The organism is Sporosarcina sp. 179-K 3D1 HS, assembly GCF_047228905.1.
In the GTDB taxonomy this organism is placed as follows: domain Bacteria; phylum Bacillota; class Bacilli; order Bacillales_A; family Planococcaceae; genus Sporosarcina.
Window position 1 is genome coordinate 1 of the sequence record NZ_JBFEGI010000002.1, and the last position, 18,036, is coordinate 18,036.

At 47.7% G+C, this 18,036-nt stretch carries 16 protein-coding genes, 13 tRNA genes and 1 riboswitch; of the genes, 24 read left to right on the forward strand and 5 right to left on the reverse strand.

What is annotated here, in order from left to right:
- Positions 1 to 89 precede the first annotated feature (89 nt).
- The 13 genes from AB1K83_RS02630 (at position 90) to AB1K83_RS02690 (ending at position 1,382) form a co-directional block, all read left to right on the forward strand.
- Positions 90 to 166, forward strand: a tRNA-Pro gene (locus AB1K83_RS02630).
- A 6-nt stretch (positions 167 to 172) separates the two neighbouring features.
- Positions 173 to 248: transfer RNA gene (locus tag AB1K83_RS02635), tRNA-Ala, on the forward strand.
- A 20-nt stretch (positions 249 to 268) separates the two neighbouring features.
- Positions 269 to 342: transfer RNA gene (locus AB1K83_RS02640), tRNA-Met, on the forward strand.
- Between the two features lie 7 nt (positions 343 to 349).
- Positions 350 to 426: transfer RNA gene (locus tag AB1K83_RS02645), tRNA-Ile, on the forward strand.
- Positions 427 to 445: 19 nt separating this feature from the next.
- A tRNA-Ser gene (locus AB1K83_RS02650) sits at positions 446 to 538 on the forward strand.
- Positions 539 to 677: 139 nt separating this feature from the next.
- Positions 678 to 752 (forward strand) — tRNA-Met (locus tag AB1K83_RS02655).
- A gap of 3 nt (positions 753 to 755) precedes the next feature.
- Positions 756 to 831: transfer RNA gene (locus AB1K83_RS02660), tRNA-Asp, on the forward strand.
- A 65-nt stretch (positions 832 to 896) separates the two neighbouring features.
- A tRNA-Phe gene (locus AB1K83_RS02665) sits at positions 897 to 972 on the forward strand.
- Positions 973 to 977: 5 nt separating this feature from the next.
- Positions 978 to 1,051, forward strand: a tRNA-Gly gene (locus AB1K83_RS02670).
- Positions 1,052 to 1,053: 2 nt separating this feature from the next.
- Positions 1,054 to 1,130, forward strand: a tRNA-Ile gene (locus tag AB1K83_RS02675).
- Between the two features lies 1 nt (position 1,131).
- A tRNA-Asn gene (locus AB1K83_RS02680) sits at positions 1,132 to 1,206 on the forward strand.
- 6 nt (positions 1,207 to 1,212) lie between these two features.
- Positions 1,213 to 1,303, forward strand: a tRNA-Ser gene (locus AB1K83_RS02685).
- A 7-nt stretch (positions 1,304 to 1,310) separates the two neighbouring features.
- A tRNA-Glu gene (locus tag AB1K83_RS02690) sits at positions 1,311 to 1,382 on the forward strand.
- A gap of 903 nt (positions 1,383 to 2,285) precedes the next feature.
- Here AB1K83_RS02690 and AB1K83_RS02695 read toward each other — a convergent pair.
- Both AB1K83_RS02695 and AB1K83_RS02700 read right to left on the reverse strand, forming a co-directional pair.
- Complete coding sequence (locus AB1K83_RS02695; RefSeq protein WP_413056613.1) at positions 2,286 to 3,026, reverse strand: TraR/DksA C4-type zinc finger protein; 741 nt, start codon at positions 3,024 to 3,026, stop codon at positions 2,286 to 2,288.
- Between the two features lie 237 nt (positions 3,027 to 3,263).
- Positions 3,264 to 4,175, reverse strand: coding sequence for a 1,4-dihydroxy-2-naphthoate polyprenyltransferase (locus AB1K83_RS02700; RefSeq protein ID WP_413056614.1), 912 nt, complete (start codon positions 4,173 to 4,175; stop codon positions 3,264 to 3,266).
- A 167-nt stretch (positions 4,176 to 4,342) separates the two neighbouring features.
- Between AB1K83_RS02700 and AB1K83_RS02705 the strand changes: the two genes are divergently transcribed.
- The 5 genes from AB1K83_RS02705 to AB1K83_RS02725 all read left to right on the forward strand — a co-directional run bounded on the left by AB1K83_RS02705 (position 4,343) and on the right by AB1K83_RS02725 (position 10,588).
- Complete coding sequence (locus AB1K83_RS02705) at positions 4,343 to 5,728, forward strand: isochorismate synthase (protein ID WP_413056615.1); 1,386 nt, start codon at positions 4,343 to 4,345, stop codon at positions 5,726 to 5,728.
- Positions 5,721 to 7,433 carry a 2-succinyl-5-enolpyruvyl-6-hydroxy-3-cyclohexene-1-carboxylic-acid synthase gene (gene menD, locus AB1K83_RS02710; RefSeq protein ID WP_413056616.1) on the forward strand — a complete coding sequence of 571 codons (1,713 nt, stop codon included), beginning with the start codon at positions 5,721 to 5,723 and terminating at the stop codon, positions 7,431 to 7,433. The genes AB1K83_RS02705 and menD overlap by 8 nt, the downstream gene beginning before the upstream one ends.
- A gap of 28 nt (positions 7,434 to 7,461) precedes the next feature.
- On the forward strand, positions 7,462 to 8,256 hold the full coding sequence (menH, locus tag AB1K83_RS02715; RefSeq protein ID WP_413056617.1) for a 2-succinyl-6-hydroxy-2,4-cyclohexadiene-1-carboxylate synthase: 795 nt from the start codon (positions 7,462 to 7,464) through the stop codon (positions 8,254 to 8,256).
- A gap of 1 nt (position 8,257) precedes the next feature.
- Positions 8,258 to 9,076: a 1,4-dihydroxy-2-naphthoyl-CoA synthase gene (menB, locus tag AB1K83_RS02720; RefSeq protein ID WP_413056618.1), complete on the forward strand. Its 819-nt coding sequence runs from the start codon at positions 8,258 to 8,260 to the stop codon at positions 9,074 to 9,076.
- A gap of 66 nt (positions 9,077 to 9,142) precedes the next feature.
- Positions 9,143 to 10,588, forward strand: coding sequence for an o-succinylbenzoate--CoA ligase (locus AB1K83_RS02725; protein WP_413056619.1), 1,446 nt, complete (start codon positions 9,143 to 9,145; stop codon positions 10,586 to 10,588).
- Between the two features lie 205 nt (positions 10,589 to 10,793).
- Here AB1K83_RS02725 and AB1K83_RS02730 read toward each other — a convergent pair whose 3' ends face one another.
- Complete coding sequence (locus tag AB1K83_RS02730; RefSeq protein ID WP_413056620.1) at positions 10,794 to 11,768, reverse strand: metal ABC transporter solute-binding protein, Zn/Mn family; 975 nt, start codon at positions 11,766 to 11,768, stop codon at positions 10,794 to 10,796.
- 127 nt (positions 11,769 to 11,895) lie between these two features.
- The gene (yidD, locus tag AB1K83_RS02735) at positions 11,896 to 12,114 is read right to left on the reverse strand and encodes a membrane protein insertion efficiency factor YidD (protein ID WP_413057069.1); all 219 of its coding nucleotides are present in this window, start codon (positions 12,112 to 12,114) and stop codon (positions 11,896 to 11,898) included.
- A 160-nt stretch (positions 12,115 to 12,274) separates the two neighbouring features.
- Between yidD and AB1K83_RS02740 the strand changes: the two genes are divergently transcribed.
- The 5 genes from AB1K83_RS02740 to AB1K83_RS02760 all read left to right on the forward strand — a co-directional run bounded on the left by AB1K83_RS02740 (position 12,275) and on the right by AB1K83_RS02760 (position 14,652).
- Entirely contained in the window at positions 12,275 to 12,724 is a 450-nt protein-coding gene (locus tag AB1K83_RS02740; RefSeq protein WP_413056621.1) for a Dps family protein, read from the forward strand.
- A gap of 62 nt (positions 12,725 to 12,786) precedes the next feature.
- Positions 12,787 to 12,969, forward strand: coding sequence for a putative motility protein (locus AB1K83_RS02745; RefSeq protein WP_413056622.1), 183 nt, complete (start codon positions 12,787 to 12,789; stop codon positions 12,967 to 12,969).
- 84 nt (positions 12,970 to 13,053) lie between these two features.
- Positions 13,054 to 13,362, forward strand: a complete 309-nt coding sequence (locus tag AB1K83_RS02750; RefSeq protein ID WP_413056623.1) for a transposase — start codon at positions 13,054 to 13,056, stop codon at positions 13,360 to 13,362.
- 47 nt (positions 13,363 to 13,409) lie between these two features.
- On the forward strand, positions 13,410 to 13,871 hold the full coding sequence (locus AB1K83_RS02755; RefSeq protein ID WP_413056624.1) for an NUDIX hydrolase: 462 nt from the start codon (positions 13,410 to 13,412) through the stop codon (positions 13,869 to 13,871).
- Entirely contained in the window at positions 13,861 to 14,652 is a 792-nt protein-coding gene (locus AB1K83_RS02760) for an alpha/beta hydrolase family protein (protein WP_413056625.1), read from the forward strand. Before AB1K83_RS02755 ends, AB1K83_RS02760 begins: the two co-directional genes overlap by 11 nt.
- A 44-nt stretch (positions 14,653 to 14,696) precedes the next feature.
- On the opposite strand, the gene pckA is transcribed toward AB1K83_RS02760, so the two are convergent.
- Positions 14,697 to 16,283, reverse strand: a complete 1,587-nt coding sequence (gene pckA, locus AB1K83_RS02765) for a phosphoenolpyruvate carboxykinase (ATP) (protein WP_413056626.1) — start codon at positions 16,281 to 16,283, stop codon at positions 14,697 to 14,699.
- Between the two features lie 180 nt (positions 16,284 to 16,463).
- Positions 16,464 to 16,583, forward strand: a riboswitch (SAM riboswitch).
- Between the two features lie 188 nt (positions 16,584 to 16,771).
- Here pckA and metK point away from each other — a divergent pair.
- On the forward strand, positions 16,772 to 17,977 hold the full coding sequence (metK, locus tag AB1K83_RS02770; RefSeq protein WP_413056627.1) for a methionine adenosyltransferase: 1,206 nt from the start codon (positions 16,772 to 16,774) through the stop codon (positions 17,975 to 17,977).
- The last annotated feature ends 59 nt before the right edge of the window (positions 17,978 to 18,036 follow it).

The following is an 18,036-nucleotide window of genomic DNA, read 5'->3' on the forward strand; positions in this document are numbered from 1 at the left end:
CGCCCGTAGCTCAATTGGATAGAGCGTCTGACTACGGATCAGAAGGTTATGGGTTCGACTCCTGTCGGGCGCGCCAACAAAACACATTTCGGGAAGTAGCTCAGCTTGGTAGAGCACTTGGTTTGGGACCAAGGGGTCGCAGGTTCGAATCCTGTCTTCCCGACCACTTCATGGGGCCTTAGCTCAGCTGGGAGAGCGCCTGCCTTGCACGCAGGAGGTCAGCGGTTCGATCCCGCTAGGCTCCACCAACAAACTCAATAAAGATCCTGGCGGCGTAGCTCAGCTGGCTAGAGCGTACGGTTCATACCCGTAAGGTCGGGGGTTCGATCCCCTCTGCCGCCATCTTAAAGGACCTTTAGCTCAGTTGGTTAGAGCAGACGGCTCATAACCGTCCGGTCGCAGGTTCGAGTCCTGCAAGGTCCACCAGTACTTATTATTATATTACGGAGGAATACCCAAGCCTGGCTGAAGGGATCGGTCTTGAAAACCGACAGGGGTGTTAAAGCCCGCGGGGGTTCGAATCCCTCTTCCTCCGCCATTTTTACTAAATGGTGAACCTGAAAAAAGAGTTTCTTAATTACCAAAGTTGTAGTATACTTATTAGTGTTGGCAACGAAGCTTAAGGCGTATCTTATGAGAAATGCGTTGAAGTCATAATAGCTTCTATATACTATTATCGCGGGGTGGAGCAGTGGTAGCTCGTCGGGCTCATAACCCGAAGGTCGCAGGTTCAAATCCTGCCCCCGCAACCAAATGGTCCCGTGGTGTAGCGGTTAACATGCCTGCCTGTCACGCAGGAGATCGCCGGTTCGATCCCGGTCGGGACCGCCATTTATTTATTGATATTACATAAGATTTGAAAAGGTAAATTGAAAGCTCCTTTCAAACAATTCTGTGGCTCAGTAGCTCAGTCGGTAGAGCAAAGGACTGAAAATCCTTGTGTCGGCGGTTCGATTCCGTCCTGAGCCACCATCTATGCGGGTGTAGTTTAGTGGTAAAACCTCAGCCTTCCAAGCTGATGATGAGGGTTCGATTCCCTTCACCCGCTCCAATGGGCCTATAGCTCAGCTGGTTAGAGCGCACGCCTGATAAGCGTGAGGTCGGTGGTTCGAGTCCACTTAGGCCCACCATTCCGCAGTAGCTCAGTGGTAGAGCAATCGGCTGTTAACCGATCGGTCGTAGGTTCGAATCCTACCTGCGGAGCCATATCTCGGGGAAGTACTCAAGAGGCTCAAGAGGTGCCCCTGCTAAGGGCATAGGTCGCTAACGCGGCGCGAGGGTTCGAATCCCTCCTTCTCCGCCATATGTTTGGCCCCTTGGTCAAGCGGTTAAGACACCGCCCTTTCACGGCGGTAACACGGGTTCGAATCCCGTAGGGGTCATAGTAAAGCAAGGGAATCCTATTTTAATAGGGTTCCCTTGCTTTTTTATTTTGGGAGATTGAAAGTGATTCTTGTTTGCCAGGAACCGTCGGTTGCATGCAAGGAATTCGTATGGAAATTTCTGTTATTGAGGTTTTATGGAGCTACGAAGGCCGCGGGGAAATTTCTGGTTACATGAGGGAGATGTCCGTAATCGGGGGCATCCTTTTCAAGTTACGAGGAATATGATCGCATCTGTAAATTTATGAGCGGTCCATGGAAGTTTATGATCGCATCTCTAGAGTTATGAGCGGTCCGCGGAAGTTATGATCGCATCTCCCGAGTTATGAGCGGTCCGCGGAAGTTATAATCGCATCTCCGTAGCTATAAGAGGTCCATGGAAGTTATGATCGCATCTCCCGAGTTATGAGCGGTCCGCGGAAGTTATAATCGCATCTCCAGAGTTATAAGCGGTCCATGGAAGTTATGATCGCATCTCCAGAGTTATAAGCGGTCTGGGGAAGTTATGATTGCTTCTCCCGAGTTATGAGCGGTCCGCGGAAGTTATGATCGGATCTCCCGAGTTATAAGCGGTCCGGGGAAGTTATGATCGCATCTCTAGAGTTATGAGCGGTCCGCGGAAGTTATGATCGCATCTCCAGAGTTATAAGCGGTCCATGGAAGTTATGATCGCATCTCCCGAGTTATGAGCGGTCTGGGGAAGTTATGATCGCATCTCCAGAGTTATAAGCGGTCCATGGAAGTTATGATCGCATCTCTAGAGTTATGGGCGGCCCGCGGAAGTTATGATCGCTTCTCCCGAGTTATGAGCGGTCCGGGGAAGTTATGATCGCATCTCCAGAGTAATGAGCGTTCCATGGAAGAACGACGGCACCTTCGACCGATGAAGGTGCCGTCTTTTAGTTATTCCTTCTTGTCGTCCACGTAGCCATCCGTTTTATGATAGGGGATATTGCCGATTGATGATTCAAGATTTTCCGCGTCTAATCTTTCTTCATAGGCTTGAGATTCTTCGGTTCTGATAAAGCCGCGTTCTTTTCCGCTCATATCGGTTCCGGTAAATTCCTCGATCTCTTCGACGGCGCCATTTTGAAGGCCATCGTCGTATAAGGAGTTATAGTCATCGAAATCCCCTGTGAAGTCGGAAGGGGTTTCGGAAGTACCGAACGCGGCGACTTCGGCAAAACTGTCTCTCCCATCTTCTGCTCTTCTCTTATCGGCGAATGTATTCGGTCTAGCCATCACGAGGACGTCTTCTTCGGAAGGCCGGTCATTTGGTACATCCCTTTGGGTATCAGGCACATGATCGATGCAGTAACTAGTGTATGGAACGGCTTCTAGTCTCTCGAAGTCAATGTCCTTGTGACAGACTCCACACTTGCCGTACGTGCCTTCTTCCATCGACTGCAAGGCCTGTTCGACTTTATCAAGTTCAGCATTCGCATGTACATTCAATGCCATGTCCTTCTCTCTTTCAAAGAGTTCAGTCCCCATATCGCCTGGGTGGTTATCATACATGGAGAGTTCTCCGACCGCGTCTTGCGCCCTATCTTTCATATCAGTCTCTTGCTCCGTTTTTTGTAATTGTTTTTTCATATCAATCAAAGCTTGTTTCAATTGCATGTGTTGTTGTTCCGTTAACATTTGGGTCACGTCCTTTTTTGGTTATTTCTGCAGTATGCTCATTTTTTAATTGATTCATGAATCAAGGAGAAGTCCTTTCTTTTTAATTCCCTTCGTAAGACGATGTTTAAACCTCAACGCTAAAAAGCCGTACACGTTGTGTAGTAACGTGTACGGCTTTTTTGGTGTTAGGGTCCAAGATAGGATGCTCATAGGTCTAGCGTGGATTCTCGCGCTATTTAAGTAGTGTTGAAAGGCTTATAATAAATGGCCGATTAAAATTCCGATTCCGAGTAGCATGGCGAACAAAGTATTGGTGACCGCTGTGTTTTTCATGGCAGGCATCATCTTCAGCGGAATCCGGTTATTACGGAATACTGTAATGGCAGTTGCAGGCTTTTTGGCCGCCAACAAGATGAGCAGAGCCCAAGGCGTCAAATGTCCAAAGAGTACGAGCATCAATATCCAAATATAGGAAAGGATGAAAAACGACATTAAAATTGTAATCGCTTTGGAACGTCCGACCAAGATAGCGAGCGTTCTCCTTCCACCTTCTTTGTCTCCTTCCAAGTCGCGGATATTATTGGCCAACATGATCCCGCCAACCAGAAGTATGCTCGGGACTGAGAGCATGATAGCCTCTGCCGTAATTTCTCCGGTTTGGATATAAAAAGCGATGAGAATTAAACTCATACCCATTACAATGCCCGCAAATAATTCTCCGAAAGGCGTATAGGCGATTGGATACGGGCCACCCGTGTAAAAATAGCCGACCATCATCGAAAGTACACCGATGAGGGCGAGCATCCAGGATGTTTGTGAACAAATATAGATACCGATTAATACCGAAATCCCATATAGAACGAAAGCGAGGTTTAGAACCGTTTTTGGCTTCACGCCATTCCGTACAATTGTTCCGCCAATTCCAATGGAATGTTCCGTATCTAATCCTCTTTTATAGTCATAATACTCATTGAACATATTCGTGGCCATCTGGATAAGTAAACTCGCAATTAGCATGGCAAAAAATAAAGGAAGGTGGAGTGGACCTTGTGTCAATGCAATCATAGTCCCTAAAAACACAGGTGCAAAAGCAGCCGTCAATGTATGAGGACGCGTCAGTTGCCACCAAATGCGCCAACCTGTATCCGCCTTAATCGTCTGTTGCAAGATTCGTTCTCTCCTTCTGATTCATTACTTGTCCTTTCTATTGTACTCCAAAATTAAGTTTCTGGACATCCCACCTGCTTAAATAATGCCGAATCCTGAAGAATTTTGTATGATAGAATATAGGTATCAACATATTATGCGTTGCATGAAAGTACGGAGGGAAAAGAATGAATCGGAAGTTGACCGCTACTCGGGACGCTAAAAAAGACGTCGGCCAAAAAGATATTCGTTTTTTTACAGAGACCATCGATGTTGGTCGAATATCTCCTCTGGCATTTTTTGAAGCGGGGGATTCTTGTTATAAAAACGAACGTTTCTATTGGCAAAATGCAGATAAAACGTTAACTCTTGTCGGAATCGGACATGCAGCTGTCCTATCAACGAATCATGGGGAAGACCGATATACGAGCATATCTACCAGTTGGAAGCAATTGTGCGAGGCGCTTATCAAAGAGGAAAAGGATATGGAGCCCGTTCTGTTTGGAGGATTTTCATTTGACCCGGAGGTTGGCGGGAAGGAGGAATGGGAAAGCTTCCCGTCCTCTTATTTTGTTGCGCCTTCCTTCCAATTGACAATCAGGGACGGAAAGACGATGATTGCAATCAATTTGATCACTGACAGCGCTTCTTCTGCGGAAGAGTTTGACAAACTTCGGGAGGAACGGGACAGGCTTATCCATATTGCCCAAGTGGAAGAGTTTCCGGTCTCGCCAAAGCCCGAGGTGCTTCAGATTGTGGAACGTAAGAAAGAAGACTATTTGAAAGCTGTTAGCCAGGTGACAGAGCGTATCCAGAAGGGCGAAGCGAAAAAAGTGGTAATTGCCCGATCAATTGACCTTCATTTCAAGGAGCAGGTACCGGCCATTTCGGCGTTACACCATATTACCAACGAACAACAAGAGAGTTACCAGTTCGGGCTGCAAAAGGACGACCATTTGTTTTTCGGGGCGACACCGGAAAGGCTGATCCAAATTGAAAAAGGGAAAGCTTTTTCCGCGTGTGTGGCAGGATCCATCCGTCGGGGTAAGTCGGCGATAGAAGATCGTCAACTCGGCGAAGAACTTCTTGGGGATCGTAAGAATCGGGAAGAACATCAATATGTGGTGAGCATGATTTCCACGGTGTTTAAAGCGTTGTGCAAATCAGTGTCTATTCCGAAAACGCCGAAATTAATGAAGATCCGGGATATCCAGCATCTGTACACGCCGGTTGTTGGAGAAATGGAAAAAGGCATCGATATTTTTGATTTGGTCAAGGCCCTACATCCTACCCCAGCGCTGGGAGGCTCGCCTACAGACGTTGCAATGGAAGTGATCCGGGAGCTAGAAGGTATGGATCGAGGCTATTATGCGGCTCCAATCGGCTGGACCGATACAGCGGGCAATGGCGAGTTTGCCGTAGCGATCCGTTCAGGTTTGCTCGACGGGAAACGCGCCCATTTGTATGCTGGAGGCGGAATTGTCGCAGATTCCGAGAAGGAAAAGGAATATGAAGAGACTTGGGTGAAATTCAGACCGGTACTCCGGGCACTTGGAGGAAAGTTGAATGGATAATCGACATATATTGACTGCTTATGTTCGGCGTATCACGATAGCTTTGCTTAATGCGGGCGTCCGATCGGCGGTCATCAGCCCCGGTTCCCGTTCAACTCCGCTTGCCTACGCTTTTGCATCGACTCCTGAACTCCGGACGCATATTCAGGTGGATGAGCGTTCCGCGGCGTATTATGCACTCGGCATGGCAAAGGCGTCCGGGCAGCCGGTTGTCCTCCTTTGTACATCCGGGACGGCGGCTTCCAATTATCATCCCGCAATCACGGAGGCTTATTATGCGCGCATCCCGCTCATTGTCATCACCGCAGATCGACCGCATGAATTAAGGGAAGTCGGGGCACCGCAGGCGATCAATCAAATCCGGATGTATGGGGAGCATGTGAAATATAGTGTGGACTTTCCATTGGCTGAGGAAAACCCTGTCATGGACAACTTTATCGACCGTCATATTGGCAGGGCTTTATCGGTGGCGCAGACTGTCCCAAAAGGTCCCGTCCATTTGAATATGCCGTTCCGCGAGCCCCTACTTATCGATTTTGAGCTGCCTGTACCACCGACATCATTCAGAGGCCATATCAGTTCAACAACATGTTTGGATGAATCAGCAGAAAGCTTGATTCTTGATTTATTGACGGCATCCGAAAATGGATTGATCATTGCCGGCGAGCTGCCTGCGACTGTTGATAAATCGGCTTTTTGGAACTTCGCGCAAAACTTAGGCTGGCCTGTCCTATGCGACCCATTATCACAGCTTCGCTCGGGAGTGCCGGCTTCTTGTTCATCGCTTTGCATCGACCATTACGACGCCATTTTAAAGAGTGAACGTTTCAAGGAAAAAGTGGTTCCGAAAACGGTGATACGTTTCGGTGCGCAGCCTGTTTCGAAGCCTTTGGCACTTTATTTATCGGAAGTCCGCCCTTCCACATTCCTGGTCGTGGATGAATCGCCAGAATTCCGTGATCCATTCGGTGGTGCCACTTATCATATCCAAGCATCGCCTGAAGCGGTTTGGCAACTTGAAGTGGATGGGGAGGGGTCTCCTCATGCAGAACTCTGGTCCCGAGCCAACGAGGTTGCCTCATGTATAACGGACCGATATGAAGGGGTGGAAGGCGACGAAGGCATTTATGCCAAGATGCTATTCGAGCATCTGACGGATGGGAGCGATCTCGTCAGCGGAAGCAGCATGCCAATCAGGGACGTCGATACTTTTTTCCGCAAGACAGATAAAGAGGTGGCGATTTTTGCGAATCGGGGAACCAATGGCATTGACGGTGTCATCTCGACCGCATTTGGCATCCAAGAAGCCCGGAAACGGCCGACCTGGCTATTGATCGGGGATTTGTCCTTCCTCCATGACGTCAACGGTTTGATCATCACTCGTTTCCAAGAGACGGACTTGACGATAGTCATTATGAATAACGATGGGGGCGGCATTTTTTCCTATTTGCCCCAGTCACAAGTGAGTCATCATTTCGAGCAACTGTTCGGGACACCGACAGGATTGACATTCAACCATATCGCAGCAATGTACGACGCGCAATATTCTGCCGTCGAGACACCTGCGCAATTTGCGGAAGTACTGTCTAAACCGAAAACGAAATCGGTCCAGATCATAGAAGTATTTACGGATCGACCGTCGAATGTCAAAGCGCATCGGGAGCTCTGGGGAGAGATTACTGAAGGGATCGATTCAATTGTTTGAAAGGATGCTTTCGGTCAGAGGGATTAAGGTGCATGTTGAGATTGAGAGGAATGCCCATTTGCCTGCCATTGTCATGCTCCATGGCTTTACTGGCAGCACGAAAACGTGGCGGAGTGTGATCCAACATTGGCAAGGGCGGTTCCGTACAGTTGCCATCGACCTGATTGGCCACGGGAAAACGGACAAGCCTTTGAAAGCCAATCGATATACCATGGAGGAGCAGGTCCAGGATCTCGATGAAGTAGTGGCACAGCTCGGCTTGGAGCGTTTTACTTTGCTGGGGTATTCAATGGGGGGGCGGACGGCGCTTGCCTATGCAGTGGAATTCCCCGAAAAAGTAGAGAGATTGATCCTCGAAAGTTCATCTCCCGGACTCAAATTGGAAGAGGAGAGAGAGCTTCGAAAAGCGGCTGATGATCAACTTGCTAATCGAATTTTGGAGAATGGTCTTGCCGCTTTCGTTGATATGTGGGAAAACATACCTCTGTTTGATTCGCAAAAAGCTTTACCTGAAGAGATCCGCCATGCTATCCGGGAGGAACGGCTAAGCCAAAGTGAAATCGGGTTGGCCAATAGTTTGTGGGGGATGGGGACGGGATGCCAGCGGTCTTACTGGGATGAACTGGAAAAACTAACTCTCCCCGTTCTTCTTATTACGGGAGAAATCGACAAGAAATTCGTTACTATTTCCCGGGAAATGGTCCGATATTTACCCAACGGCATACATGAGACCATTTCGGGGGCAGGACATGCGATTCATGTGGAAAAACCGGATATCTTTGCTACAATGATAGAGAAGTATGTGAATTCTGAGGAGGAGTAAAATGACACGTCAATGGGAAACAATTCGTACATACGAAGATATTAAATACGAAAAGTATAATGGGATTGCCAAAGTGACGATCAACCGTCCGGAAGTCCGGAATGCGTTCAGACCAAAGACTACGGCTGAATTAATCGATGCGTTCACACGCGCCCGCGACGATGAGAGCATCGGAGTCATCATTCTCACAGGTGAAGGTGAGATGGCGTTCTGTTCAGGCGGTGACCAATCGGTACGTGGTCATGGTGGCTATGTTGGAGAAGATGAAATTCCACGCCTTAACGTGTTAGATTTACAAAGATTGATCCGGGTTATTCCAAAGCCGGTTGTCGCGATGGTTGCGGGATACGCAATCGGTGGTGGGCATGTTCTTCACGTCGTATGCGATTTGACGATTGCTGCCGAAAATGCTCGATTCGGGCAGACGGGTCCGAAAGTCGGTTCCTTTGACGCAGGTTATGGTTCCGGCTATTTGGCTCGTATTATCGGCCATAAAAAAGCTCGAGAAATCTGGTATCTCTGCCGTCAATATGACGCTCAGGAAGCGCTAGACATGGGGCTTGTCAACACGGTTGTACCGTATGAGCAATTGGAAGACGAAACGGTAAAATGGTGTGAAGAGATGTTGGCAATGAGTCCGACAGCCCTCCGTTTCATCAAAGCGGCGATGAATGCAGATACGGACGGTCTAGCCGGTTTGCAACAGCTTGCCGGAGATGCGACGCTCCTATACTACACTACGGATGAAGCAAAAGAGGGACGTGATGCGTTTAAAGAGAAGCGCAAACCGGACTTCGGTCAATTCCCTCGTTTCCCTTAATCTGAAAATGATGACGAAGCTGCCTCGAAACAGGCAGCTTTTTCTGACCAAAGGAAAGGTGATTTCATGATTCCGAATTGGCTTATGCAGCGCGCTTATTTGACACCTCAAAAGAATGCTCTCTCATTTAAAGGCGAAAGCTGGACCTTCTGGGAAATGAAAGAGCGTGCTCTTCAACTTGCGGAAAAATTGAAAGGACAAGGCTTGGCATCCGGAAACCGGGTTGCGTTGCTCGGAGCATCCAATCCGGATATGGTGTTCATGATTCATGCGTGCCTGTTGGCGGATTTGGAAATTGTCATGTTGAACAGCCGACTGACAGCGGAGGAACTCCATTGGCAAGTGAAGGATTCGGAAGCCGTGATGGTCTTGGCACAAGATCCGCTGCGCCAGCTCGTCCGTCCCGATCTCCCGATTCTGCTGTTTTCGGAAGTGGAAGCAGGACGAAGCCTCTCGCATACACCGCAAGAAATTTGGGAACCCGACCGGACCATTACAATCATGTATACTTCCGGCACGACCGGATTGCCTAAGGGTGTCCGCCAGACCGCAGGAAATCACACGTCCAGTGCCTTGTCTTCTGTGCTGAACCTTGGACTAGAAGAAGGGGATGTCTGGCTATGTGTGATGCCTTTATTCCACATTAGCGGCTTTTCCATCTTGGTACGATCAGTATTGTACGGCATGGAAGTGAGATTGTATGAGAAGTTTGACGCAAGCGCAGTGGCTAATGAAATCCGGGAGGGGACAGTGACCCGGATGTCTGTCGTGGCCCTGATGTTGGATCGCATTCTGCGGGAACTGGAGCAGCAGGACCAAGTTGCGCACCCTGCATTTCAGACCATGCTTGGCGGAGGCGGACTTGTGCCTGTCAACTATTTGGAGCGGGCGGCCGAGCGGAACATTCCGGTCCTTCAGACATACGGTATGACGGAAACGAGTTCGCAGACAGCTACCTTGGCGGCGCGAGATGCCATCCGCAAGATCGGTTCTGCAGGCAAACCACTCTTTTTTAACCAAATTAAAATAAAAGGGGCAATATCGACCGGAGATGTGGGGGAAGTGCTTATTCGCGGACCGCATGTCACTCCGGGGTATATCGGTCATGCGGCTGCTGAGGATCCACTACAAGATGGCTGGCTGCCGACGGGAGACCTCGGTCATTTCGATTCGGAAGGCTATCTATATATCGTCGACCGACGATCGGATCTGATCATTTCCGGTGGGGAGAATGTGTATCCTGCAGAAATTGAAAATGTCCTAGCCTCGCATCCGGATGTCCTCGAAGCCGGCGTTTGTGGCCAAGCCCATCCCGAGTGGGGCATGGTTCCGGTCGCATTCATTGTGAAACGAGGGGATATGACAGCTGAGACATTAACTGCATTTTGCGAAGGACGGCTAGCCCGGTACAAACTGCCCAAAGCCTATTATTTCGTAGATCAGTTGCCCCGCAATGCTTCCAATAAGCTGTTGCGGCGCGAATTGAAAAAGTGGGCTGAAAATAAGGCGTAGTCCTGATGCTCTCATGGCAAATGGGGTAACTGTAATGGCAAATCGCAAGACTCTAAGGGCAAATCCCGGAACTGTCATGGCTCGGGCAGAAACTGTCATGGCCCGTTCAAACTATCATGGCTCGGGTTGAAACTGTCATGCCCCGTTCGAGACAGAACCCATAACCAAAGAAAAAGACCGCGCCCCATTTGAGGCGCGGTCCTTCTCATTCACCACTTAATGCGGTTTGTAAGGTTTCCAGATTCTGTTCCATCAACGTAAAATAGGTCGCTTTATTCTCCACATCCTCTTTTGTTAATACGCCTAAATTATGGAGCATTAGGGATTCAGCGCCGATCTCTTTCCGTATGACTTCGGTTAATTTGGAGGAGATGTTTTGTTCGAATAGAACATATTTAATGTTCTTCTCCTTGGCTTCTTGGACGAGGGTCGCTAGTTGTTTTTGGGACGGTTCGCTTTGCGAGTTCAGTCCTGCGATAGCGACTTGTTCCAAACCGTAGCGGTCCGCCAAATAGCCGAATGCCGCGTGGGAGACGAAAAAGGTTTTATTTGGTGCTTCGTCTGCCATCTGTTGAAAACGCCTATCTAAATCTTCAATATCAGATCGCAATTGCTCGTAGTTCGTTTCAAAATCCTCTTGTGCGTCGGGCGCTGCCTCGACCAATGCCTCTTTAATGGATGAAGCTAATTCCATGCTCAACTTAGGAGATATCCACACATGTGGATCATGCAAATGGGATCCGTGACCGTGGCCTTCCTGATCTTCTTCGTCATGCCCTTCGTGATCATCATGTCCCTCGCCAAGCTGCTCTTCTGGAATCCCTTCTGCAGTCGGAATCATTTTGACATGCTCATTTTTCAAAGTTTTCTCGGCATTTTCCACAAAGCCTTCCAGTCCCAGCCCGATATAGAAAAATAAATCTGCGTCGGCAAGCGCCATCATATCTTTTTGTGTCGGATCGAACGTATGCTCATCGGCTCCGGTAGGATAGATGGATTGGACATTGACATGGGTGCCGCCAATCCGCTCCGTAAAATACTGGAGTGGGTAGACCGTTGTAAAAACAGTCAGCGTTTCCTCTTCTTTTAATTGTTCTTCGCCACTCTCTTTATTGCCACAAGCACCGAGCAGTATGAGAACCGATAGACAAACGATAATAAATCGTTTTGTTCCAATCATATGAAAACTCCTTTTGTTAATAGTAATGATTACGATTTGTCTAGTACGCTTTTTTATCATACATAAGAGTCGGAGTTTTGACAACCCATTTATACAAGAAAAAAAGTCCGGTTTCATTAAACCGAACTTAATGTTTTTCCACTTTGTCAGGAACGGGATCAAATCCTCCCTCATGAAACGGATGACATTTCGAAATCCGCTTGATGGCCAGCCATCCACCTTTGAAAGCGCCGTGCTTATCAATCGCCTCTATTCCATAGTGGGAACAGGTCGGATAAAAGCGGCAAGATGGGGGCGTCAACGGTGAAATGGCTTTTTGATATATTTTAATTGATAAAATTAACATTTTTTTCAAATCAACTACTCCATTCGGGGTATTCATGTTTATTCTAAAAGGTTTAGTGGTAAATTGAAAGGGAGATGATTTATCTTCATTCGGCCAAAGTTCCTCATCTAATTTGTAAACGCCGAATGGTGATAGAGTATATAAAAGGAGCTGTTTTTTTATGTCAAAAGAGCTATTGGAAGAATTGAACACGCAGGTTTCCACATGGTCGGTCATGTATGCGAAACTCCACAACTACCATTGGTATGTGAAAGGACCTCAATTTTTTACACTGCATGCGAAATTTGAAGAACTCTATAATGAGGCAACGCTACATATGGATGAGATTGCGGAGCGTATTTTGACGCTTGGCGGAAATCCGGTCGCAACATTAAAAGAGCATTTGGAGCAATCTGTCGTGAAAGAGGCGACTGGAAAAGAGAACACGGAAGCTATGGTCCAGACCTTGGTAGACGATTTTGATAAAATCATGAAGTCGTTGAAAAAGGGAATGGACCTTGCAGCGGAAGCTGGAGACGACATGACAGAGGACTTGTTGAATGCTACGTATCAAAGCATCGAGAAACACCAGTGGATGCTGAATGCCTTCCTCGGCGAGGACAATAAATAAGAGTTTTTCTTAAAAAACGGATGGTTTGACCGATAGTAGAAGTGTGAAAGGAGGGATGGGAAATGGATATCAACTCCATGATGGCCAGCCAACTGCGCAGTTTGCAGTCCACTGTCCAAATGAGCGTGATGACGAAAGCCCTCTCGATGAACACTGCGGCAGCGACCGAAATGTTGGAAAGTTTGCCGGACCAACCCGCTGCTGCCCATCCTTATAAAGGGATTTCCGTCGATGTGAAAGCGTAATACCGGAAGAAGCATGCATCTCCATTTCGGAGGTGCATGTTTTCATTTTCGAGGACCATACTAATCCGAAAAAGGATGGTTCTTATGGAAAAGATGAAATTATATGTCTCGGTCGTCAATCAACAGGTGTATCCGCATCCCCATGATTCACCGTGGGAATATGAAGTGGAAATCACGCAGGAAGCAGCTCCTATTTTCAAGCGGCTTTTTAATCAAATGGATCGTTTGGAGTTCCGAAACTTCCTTCGTTCTCATCTCCCTTACGTGCCCTACCATTATGACAGGGACAACCATGATATCGATCGCAGGACGATGAAGGTCTATGCATTGATTCATGAATTCACTGACGAGGAATCGAAAAGGTTTATCGAGCAACTGCCGTATTTCCGTTGAAAACGGTTTTGTCCTTCGCTACACTGGACTAAAGGATGTGAAGTGACATGATGGTTTTCACGGATTCCAACGGGGGACGTGTGGAGCTGACATTCGGCAAGAATTCGGATGGAATGGAATCGAGACACGTCCTTATTGTCCTGAAACATGAAGGGAAATGGCTGATGACTCGGCATCCAGAACGAGGCATCGAGTTTCCTGGTGGAAAGGCGGAAGAGGGGGAGACAATCGAAGCAGCAGCCATCCGCGAGACACTGGAGGAAACCGGCGTTTCCATTTCCGGAATAAAAAAAATTGCTGAATATGTCGTCCGCACCAATCAGACATTTTGCAAGGCAGTTTTCACGGGCCAAGTCGATACCATTGATGTACATCCCCAACTCCACGAAACCGAAGGCGCTTTATGGTTGACAGACGAAGAGGTCGATACGTGCACTGAGTTAAGTTTTCATATGAGAGGTACAGGGATGGAGCAAATTAGAAAGCGAGTGGAAGCATATGCAGAGTGACGGAACAATCTATCACCGTAGACCTTATCCTTCCCCCAACCCGCATGTTCAATTAGAGGAAATCACCTATTGGTCGGAAGGCTTGAGAGTAAAAGGGCTTCTGGCTGAACCCATTGCAAATGGAGAGTATGAAGGGATTGTTTATTTGCGCGGCGGAATCCAACATGTCGGCATGGTGCGGCCCGCACGCATTGCTCAGTTCGCATCGCAAGGGTTTGTCGTGTTTGCCCCTTACTACAGAGGGAATCGCGGAGGAGAAGGGCGAGACGAATTCGTTGGGGCCGATCGGCTGGATGCAGTTAACGGTGTTGATGTATTGAAACAATCACCGAAGCTCCGCTCTGACCGGATTCACCTATTCGCCTTTTCACGAGGCGGTATCATGGCATTATGGACCGCAATTTTACGGGATGATATTTCATCCATTGTCACATGGGCAGGCGTGTCCGATATTGTTTTTACATATAAGGAACGGAAAGACATGCGCCGGATGATGAAACGGGTCATCGGTGGAACACCGAATAATATGCCAGACGAATATCGGGATCGGACTGCTTTATTTCGAATAAATGAAATCACATGCCCCATTCTGATTATCCATGGCATGAAAGACGACAATGTCTCATTTGAGCAGGCCATCCTTTTGGAAAATGCTTTACGCGAACACGACAAGCTGTATGATACGTGGTATTACCCTGAGTATACCCATTTCTTCCCTCCTGCAATTAATGCGAAAACTGTTCGGGAAGCTTGCCTATGGATGAAGAACCAAAGTATATAAGAAAAAACCAGATACCTGTTCAGGTACCTGGTTTTTTGTATTCATTATGCAATCGGTCCGCCTTCTTGGACGATTTCTTCAGAAACATGACCGAATTTCTTGAAGTTTTCACGGAATAGGTCCGCCAATTCTTTCGCTTTTTCATCGTAAGCTGCTGGATCCGCCCAAGCGTTTCGTGGATTTAGAACTTCGCTCGGAACGCCTTCAATAGCAGTCGGCATTTGTAGTCCGAAGATTTCATTCACTTCAGTTTCTACATCGTTCAGTTTACCCGCCAATGCTGCACGAACCATAGCTCGCGTATATTTCAAGTCCATCCGTTTACCGACGCCGTAGACGCCGCCAGTCCAACCTGTGTTGACGAGGAAGACTTGTGCATTGTGCTCGTCAATCTTATTTCCAAGCATTTCCGCATAGATAGTTGCCGGAAGTGGAAGGAATGGAGAGCCAAAGCATGTAGAGAATGTCGCTTCCGGAGAAGTGACGCCACGCTCTGTACCTGCCAATTTGGAAGTGAATCCGCTAAGGAAATGGTACATCGCTTGTTCTTTCGTCAATTTCGAGATCGGAGGCAATACGCCAAAAGCATCTGCTGTCAAGAAGACAATTGTTTTTGGGTGGCCTGCGACAGACGGTGTAACAATATTTTCGATATTATGAATCGGATAAGCCGCACGTGTGTTTTCAGTCAAGGAATTATCATCATAATCCGGAATGCGTGTTTCCGGGTCAACGACGACGTTTTCCAAAACGGAACCGAATCGAATTGCTCCGAAAATTTCCGGCTCTTTTTCTTGAGACAAGTTGATACATTTCGCATAGCATCCGCCTTCAATGTTGAAGACGCCATTGTCGGACCAACCGTGCTCATCGTCACCGATCAATTTACGGTCTGCATCTGCTGAGAGAGTTGTTTTTCCTGTGCCGGAAAGACCGAAGAATAAAGCAACATCGCCGTCTTCACCAACGTTCGCTGAACAGTGCATTGGAAGGATACCTTGTTCAGGAAGCAAGTAGTTCATAATGGAGAAGATCGATTTTTTCATTTCTCCAGCGTATTCTGTACCACCGATCAAGACGATGCGCTTTTCAAGTGATACAATGATGAAAGTCTCGGAACGAGTACCGTCGACAGCTGGATCTGCTTTGAATGAAGGAGCCGCTAGAATGGTGAACTGAGCTTCGTGCGTTTGCAATTCTTCTTCCGTCGGACGGATGAATAATTGGTGGACGAAGAGGTTCTGCCATGCATATTCGTTAACAACTTGGATTGCCAAGCGTGCATCTTTATCAGCACCTGCAAACCCTTTAAAGACGAAAAGTTCGTCTTTTTTGCCTAGGTGATCGAGAACTTTCGTATATAGAGAATCGAAAATTTCGGAAGAAATCGGTCGGTTCACTTTACCCCAATCGATTTTGTCTTTGGAGGACGCTTCCTCGACGATATACTTATCTTCTGGGGAACGTCCTGTATATTTCCCTGTCTGCGCAGTGATGGCGCCGTCTGCAGTAAGTTGAGCCTCTCCGCGTGAAGTCGCTTTTTCAACCAGTTGTGGCACGGAAAGCTGGATGTTTACATTTTCTCCTGCTAGAAGATTTTTTAGTCCATCGCCAATTTTCGCTGAAATCATAATTTTTGTACCGTCCTTTGCATATAATCCCAAAATCTTGGGTTTCATTACAATTCACGAATAGTATAACACATTACTAATAATAATCTACACTAATTTGAAACCGCAAAGAATTCGACACAAATGTCATAAATTGTTGACATACGACATGAAATTGCGTAGCATGAGAATGAACGGATACTCTTATCCCGAGCTGGTGGAGGGGTCAGGCCCTATGAAACCCGGCAACCTGCAAAGACATCGTTGTCTGCGAGAAGGTGCCAAACCTGGACCAAGGTAAAATTCCTTGAACGATAAGAGTGAAAGGTGCTTCTCGAAATTATGCCTTTCCTCATGTTTTTACGTGAGTGAAGGGCTTTTTTATTTAGATTGCCCTTTATCCCTCGTGTTAAAGCTCGAAATGGCTTAAAGTTTGATCTTAGTCGATTAAACTGAACATGGGACTTATGAGTACCGTATCAATCTCGTAGGATATAGGAGGAAATTGTATGACAAATCGTAAATTGTTCACTTCAGAATCTGTAACCGAGGGCCATCCGGACAAAATGTGCGATCAGATTTCGGACGCCATTCTCGATGCCATTTTGAAGGAAGATGCAAATGCACGAGTAGCCTGCGAAACAACAATTACAACAGGGCTCGTTTTGGTAACTGGTGAAATTACGACAACTACGTATGTGGATATTCCAAAAGTGGTACGGGAAACGGTAAAAGAAATCGGATATACACGTGCGAAATTTGGCTTCGACTGGGAGACATCGGCTGTCCTGACTTCCATTGACGAGCAATCCCCGGAAATTGCGGCGGGGGTCAACCAAGCGTTGGAAGCCCGGGAAGGAACGATGACGGATGAGGAACTGGAAGCGATCGGAGCAGGGGACCAAGGGCTCATGTTCGGATTTGCTTGTAATGAAACACCGGAATTGATGCCTCTGCCGATCAGCTTGGCACATAAATTGTCACGGCGCCTCACGGAAGTCCGCAAAGAGGAGATCCTTCCGTATTTGCGTCCGGACGGTAAAACGCAAGTGACAGTTGAATATGATGAAGATAATAAACCGGTTCGGATCGATACGATTGTCATTTCGACGCAACACCATCCCGAGGTGACACTTGAACAAATCACCCGCGACATGAAGGAAGTTGTGATTGGTTCAGTCGTTCCGGGAGAGCTGTTAGATGAAAACACGAAGTATTTTATTAATCCATCTGGACGGTTTGTCATCGGTGGTCCTCAAGGAGATGCGGGTCTGACTGGCCGTAAAATCATCGTCGATACATACGGCGGTTATGCTCGGCACGGCGGCGGAGCGTTTTCCGGAAAAGATGCGACGAAAGTGGACCGCTCCGCATCTTATGCTGCACGGTATGTCGCGAAAAATATTGTGGCGGCGGGCTTGGCGGATCGCTGCGAAGTGCAACTGGCCTACGCGATAGGTGTGGCCAAACCAGTTTCCATTTCGGTCGATACGTTCGGCACGGGTACAATCGATGAAAGCAAGCTTGTGGGACTAGTCCGCGAACTATTCGACCTTCGTCCAGCCGGCATTATCAAGATGCTTGATCTGCGCCGCCCGATCTATAAGCAAACCGCGGCATACGGACATTTCGGCCGTACCGATATCGAATTGCCATGGGAGCAGACAGACAGAGCCACTGCGCTTAGGGATTTGGCGGAACGCGTGATTGGATAATTGAAATAAAACAGGAAGGGAGCCGGCAGTGGCACCCTTCCTGTTATTTTTTGGCAGTG

Excerpts from the sequence above, each read along its gene's own strand:
- AB1K83_RS02695 (WP_413056613.1), bottom strand. The coding sequence starts at position 3,026 with ATGTTAACGGAACAACAACACATGCAATTGAAACAAGCTTTGATTGAT.
- AB1K83_RS02705 (WP_413056615.1), top strand. The coding sequence starts at position 4,343 with ATGAATCGGAAGTTGACCGCTACTCGGGACGCTAAAAAAGACGTCGGC.
- menD (WP_413056616.1), top strand. The coding sequence starts at position 5,721 with ATGGATAATCGACATATATTGACTGCTTATGTTCGGCGTATCACGATA.
- menB (WP_413056618.1), top strand. The coding sequence starts at position 8,258 with ATGACACGTCAATGGGAAACAATTCGTACATACGAAGATATTAAATAC.
- AB1K83_RS02725 (WP_413056619.1), top strand. The coding sequence starts at position 9,143 with ATGATTCCGAATTGGCTTATGCAGCGCGCTTATTTGACACCTCAAAAG.
- AB1K83_RS02730 (WP_413056620.1), bottom strand. The coding sequence starts at position 11,768 with ATGATTGGAACAAAACGATTTATTATCGTTTGTCTATCGGTTCTCATA.
- yidD (WP_413057069.1), bottom strand. The coding sequence starts at position 12,114 with ATGTTAATTTTATCAATTAAAATATATCAAAAAGCCATTTCACCGTTG.
- AB1K83_RS02740 (WP_413056621.1), top strand. The coding sequence starts at position 12,275 with ATGTCAAAAGAGCTATTGGAAGAATTGAACACGCAGGTTTCCACATGG.
- AB1K83_RS02745 (WP_413056622.1), top strand. The coding sequence starts at position 12,787 with ATGGATATCAACTCCATGATGGCCAGCCAACTGCGCAGTTTGCAGTCC.
- AB1K83_RS02750 (WP_413056623.1), top strand. The coding sequence starts at position 13,054 with ATGGAAAAGATGAAATTATATGTCTCGGTCGTCAATCAACAGGTGTAT.
- AB1K83_RS02755 (WP_413056624.1), top strand. The coding sequence starts at position 13,410 with ATGATGGTTTTCACGGATTCCAACGGGGGACGTGTGGAGCTGACATTC.
- AB1K83_RS02760 (WP_413056625.1), top strand. The coding sequence starts at position 13,861 with ATGCAGAGTGACGGAACAATCTATCACCGTAGACCTTATCCTTCCCCC.
- pckA (WP_413056626.1), bottom strand. The coding sequence starts at position 16,283 with ATGATTTCAGCGAAAATTGGCGATGGACTAAAAAATCTTCTAGCAGGA.
- metK (WP_413056627.1), top strand. The coding sequence starts at position 16,772 with ATGACAAATCGTAAATTGTTCACTTCAGAATCTGTAACCGAGGGCCAT.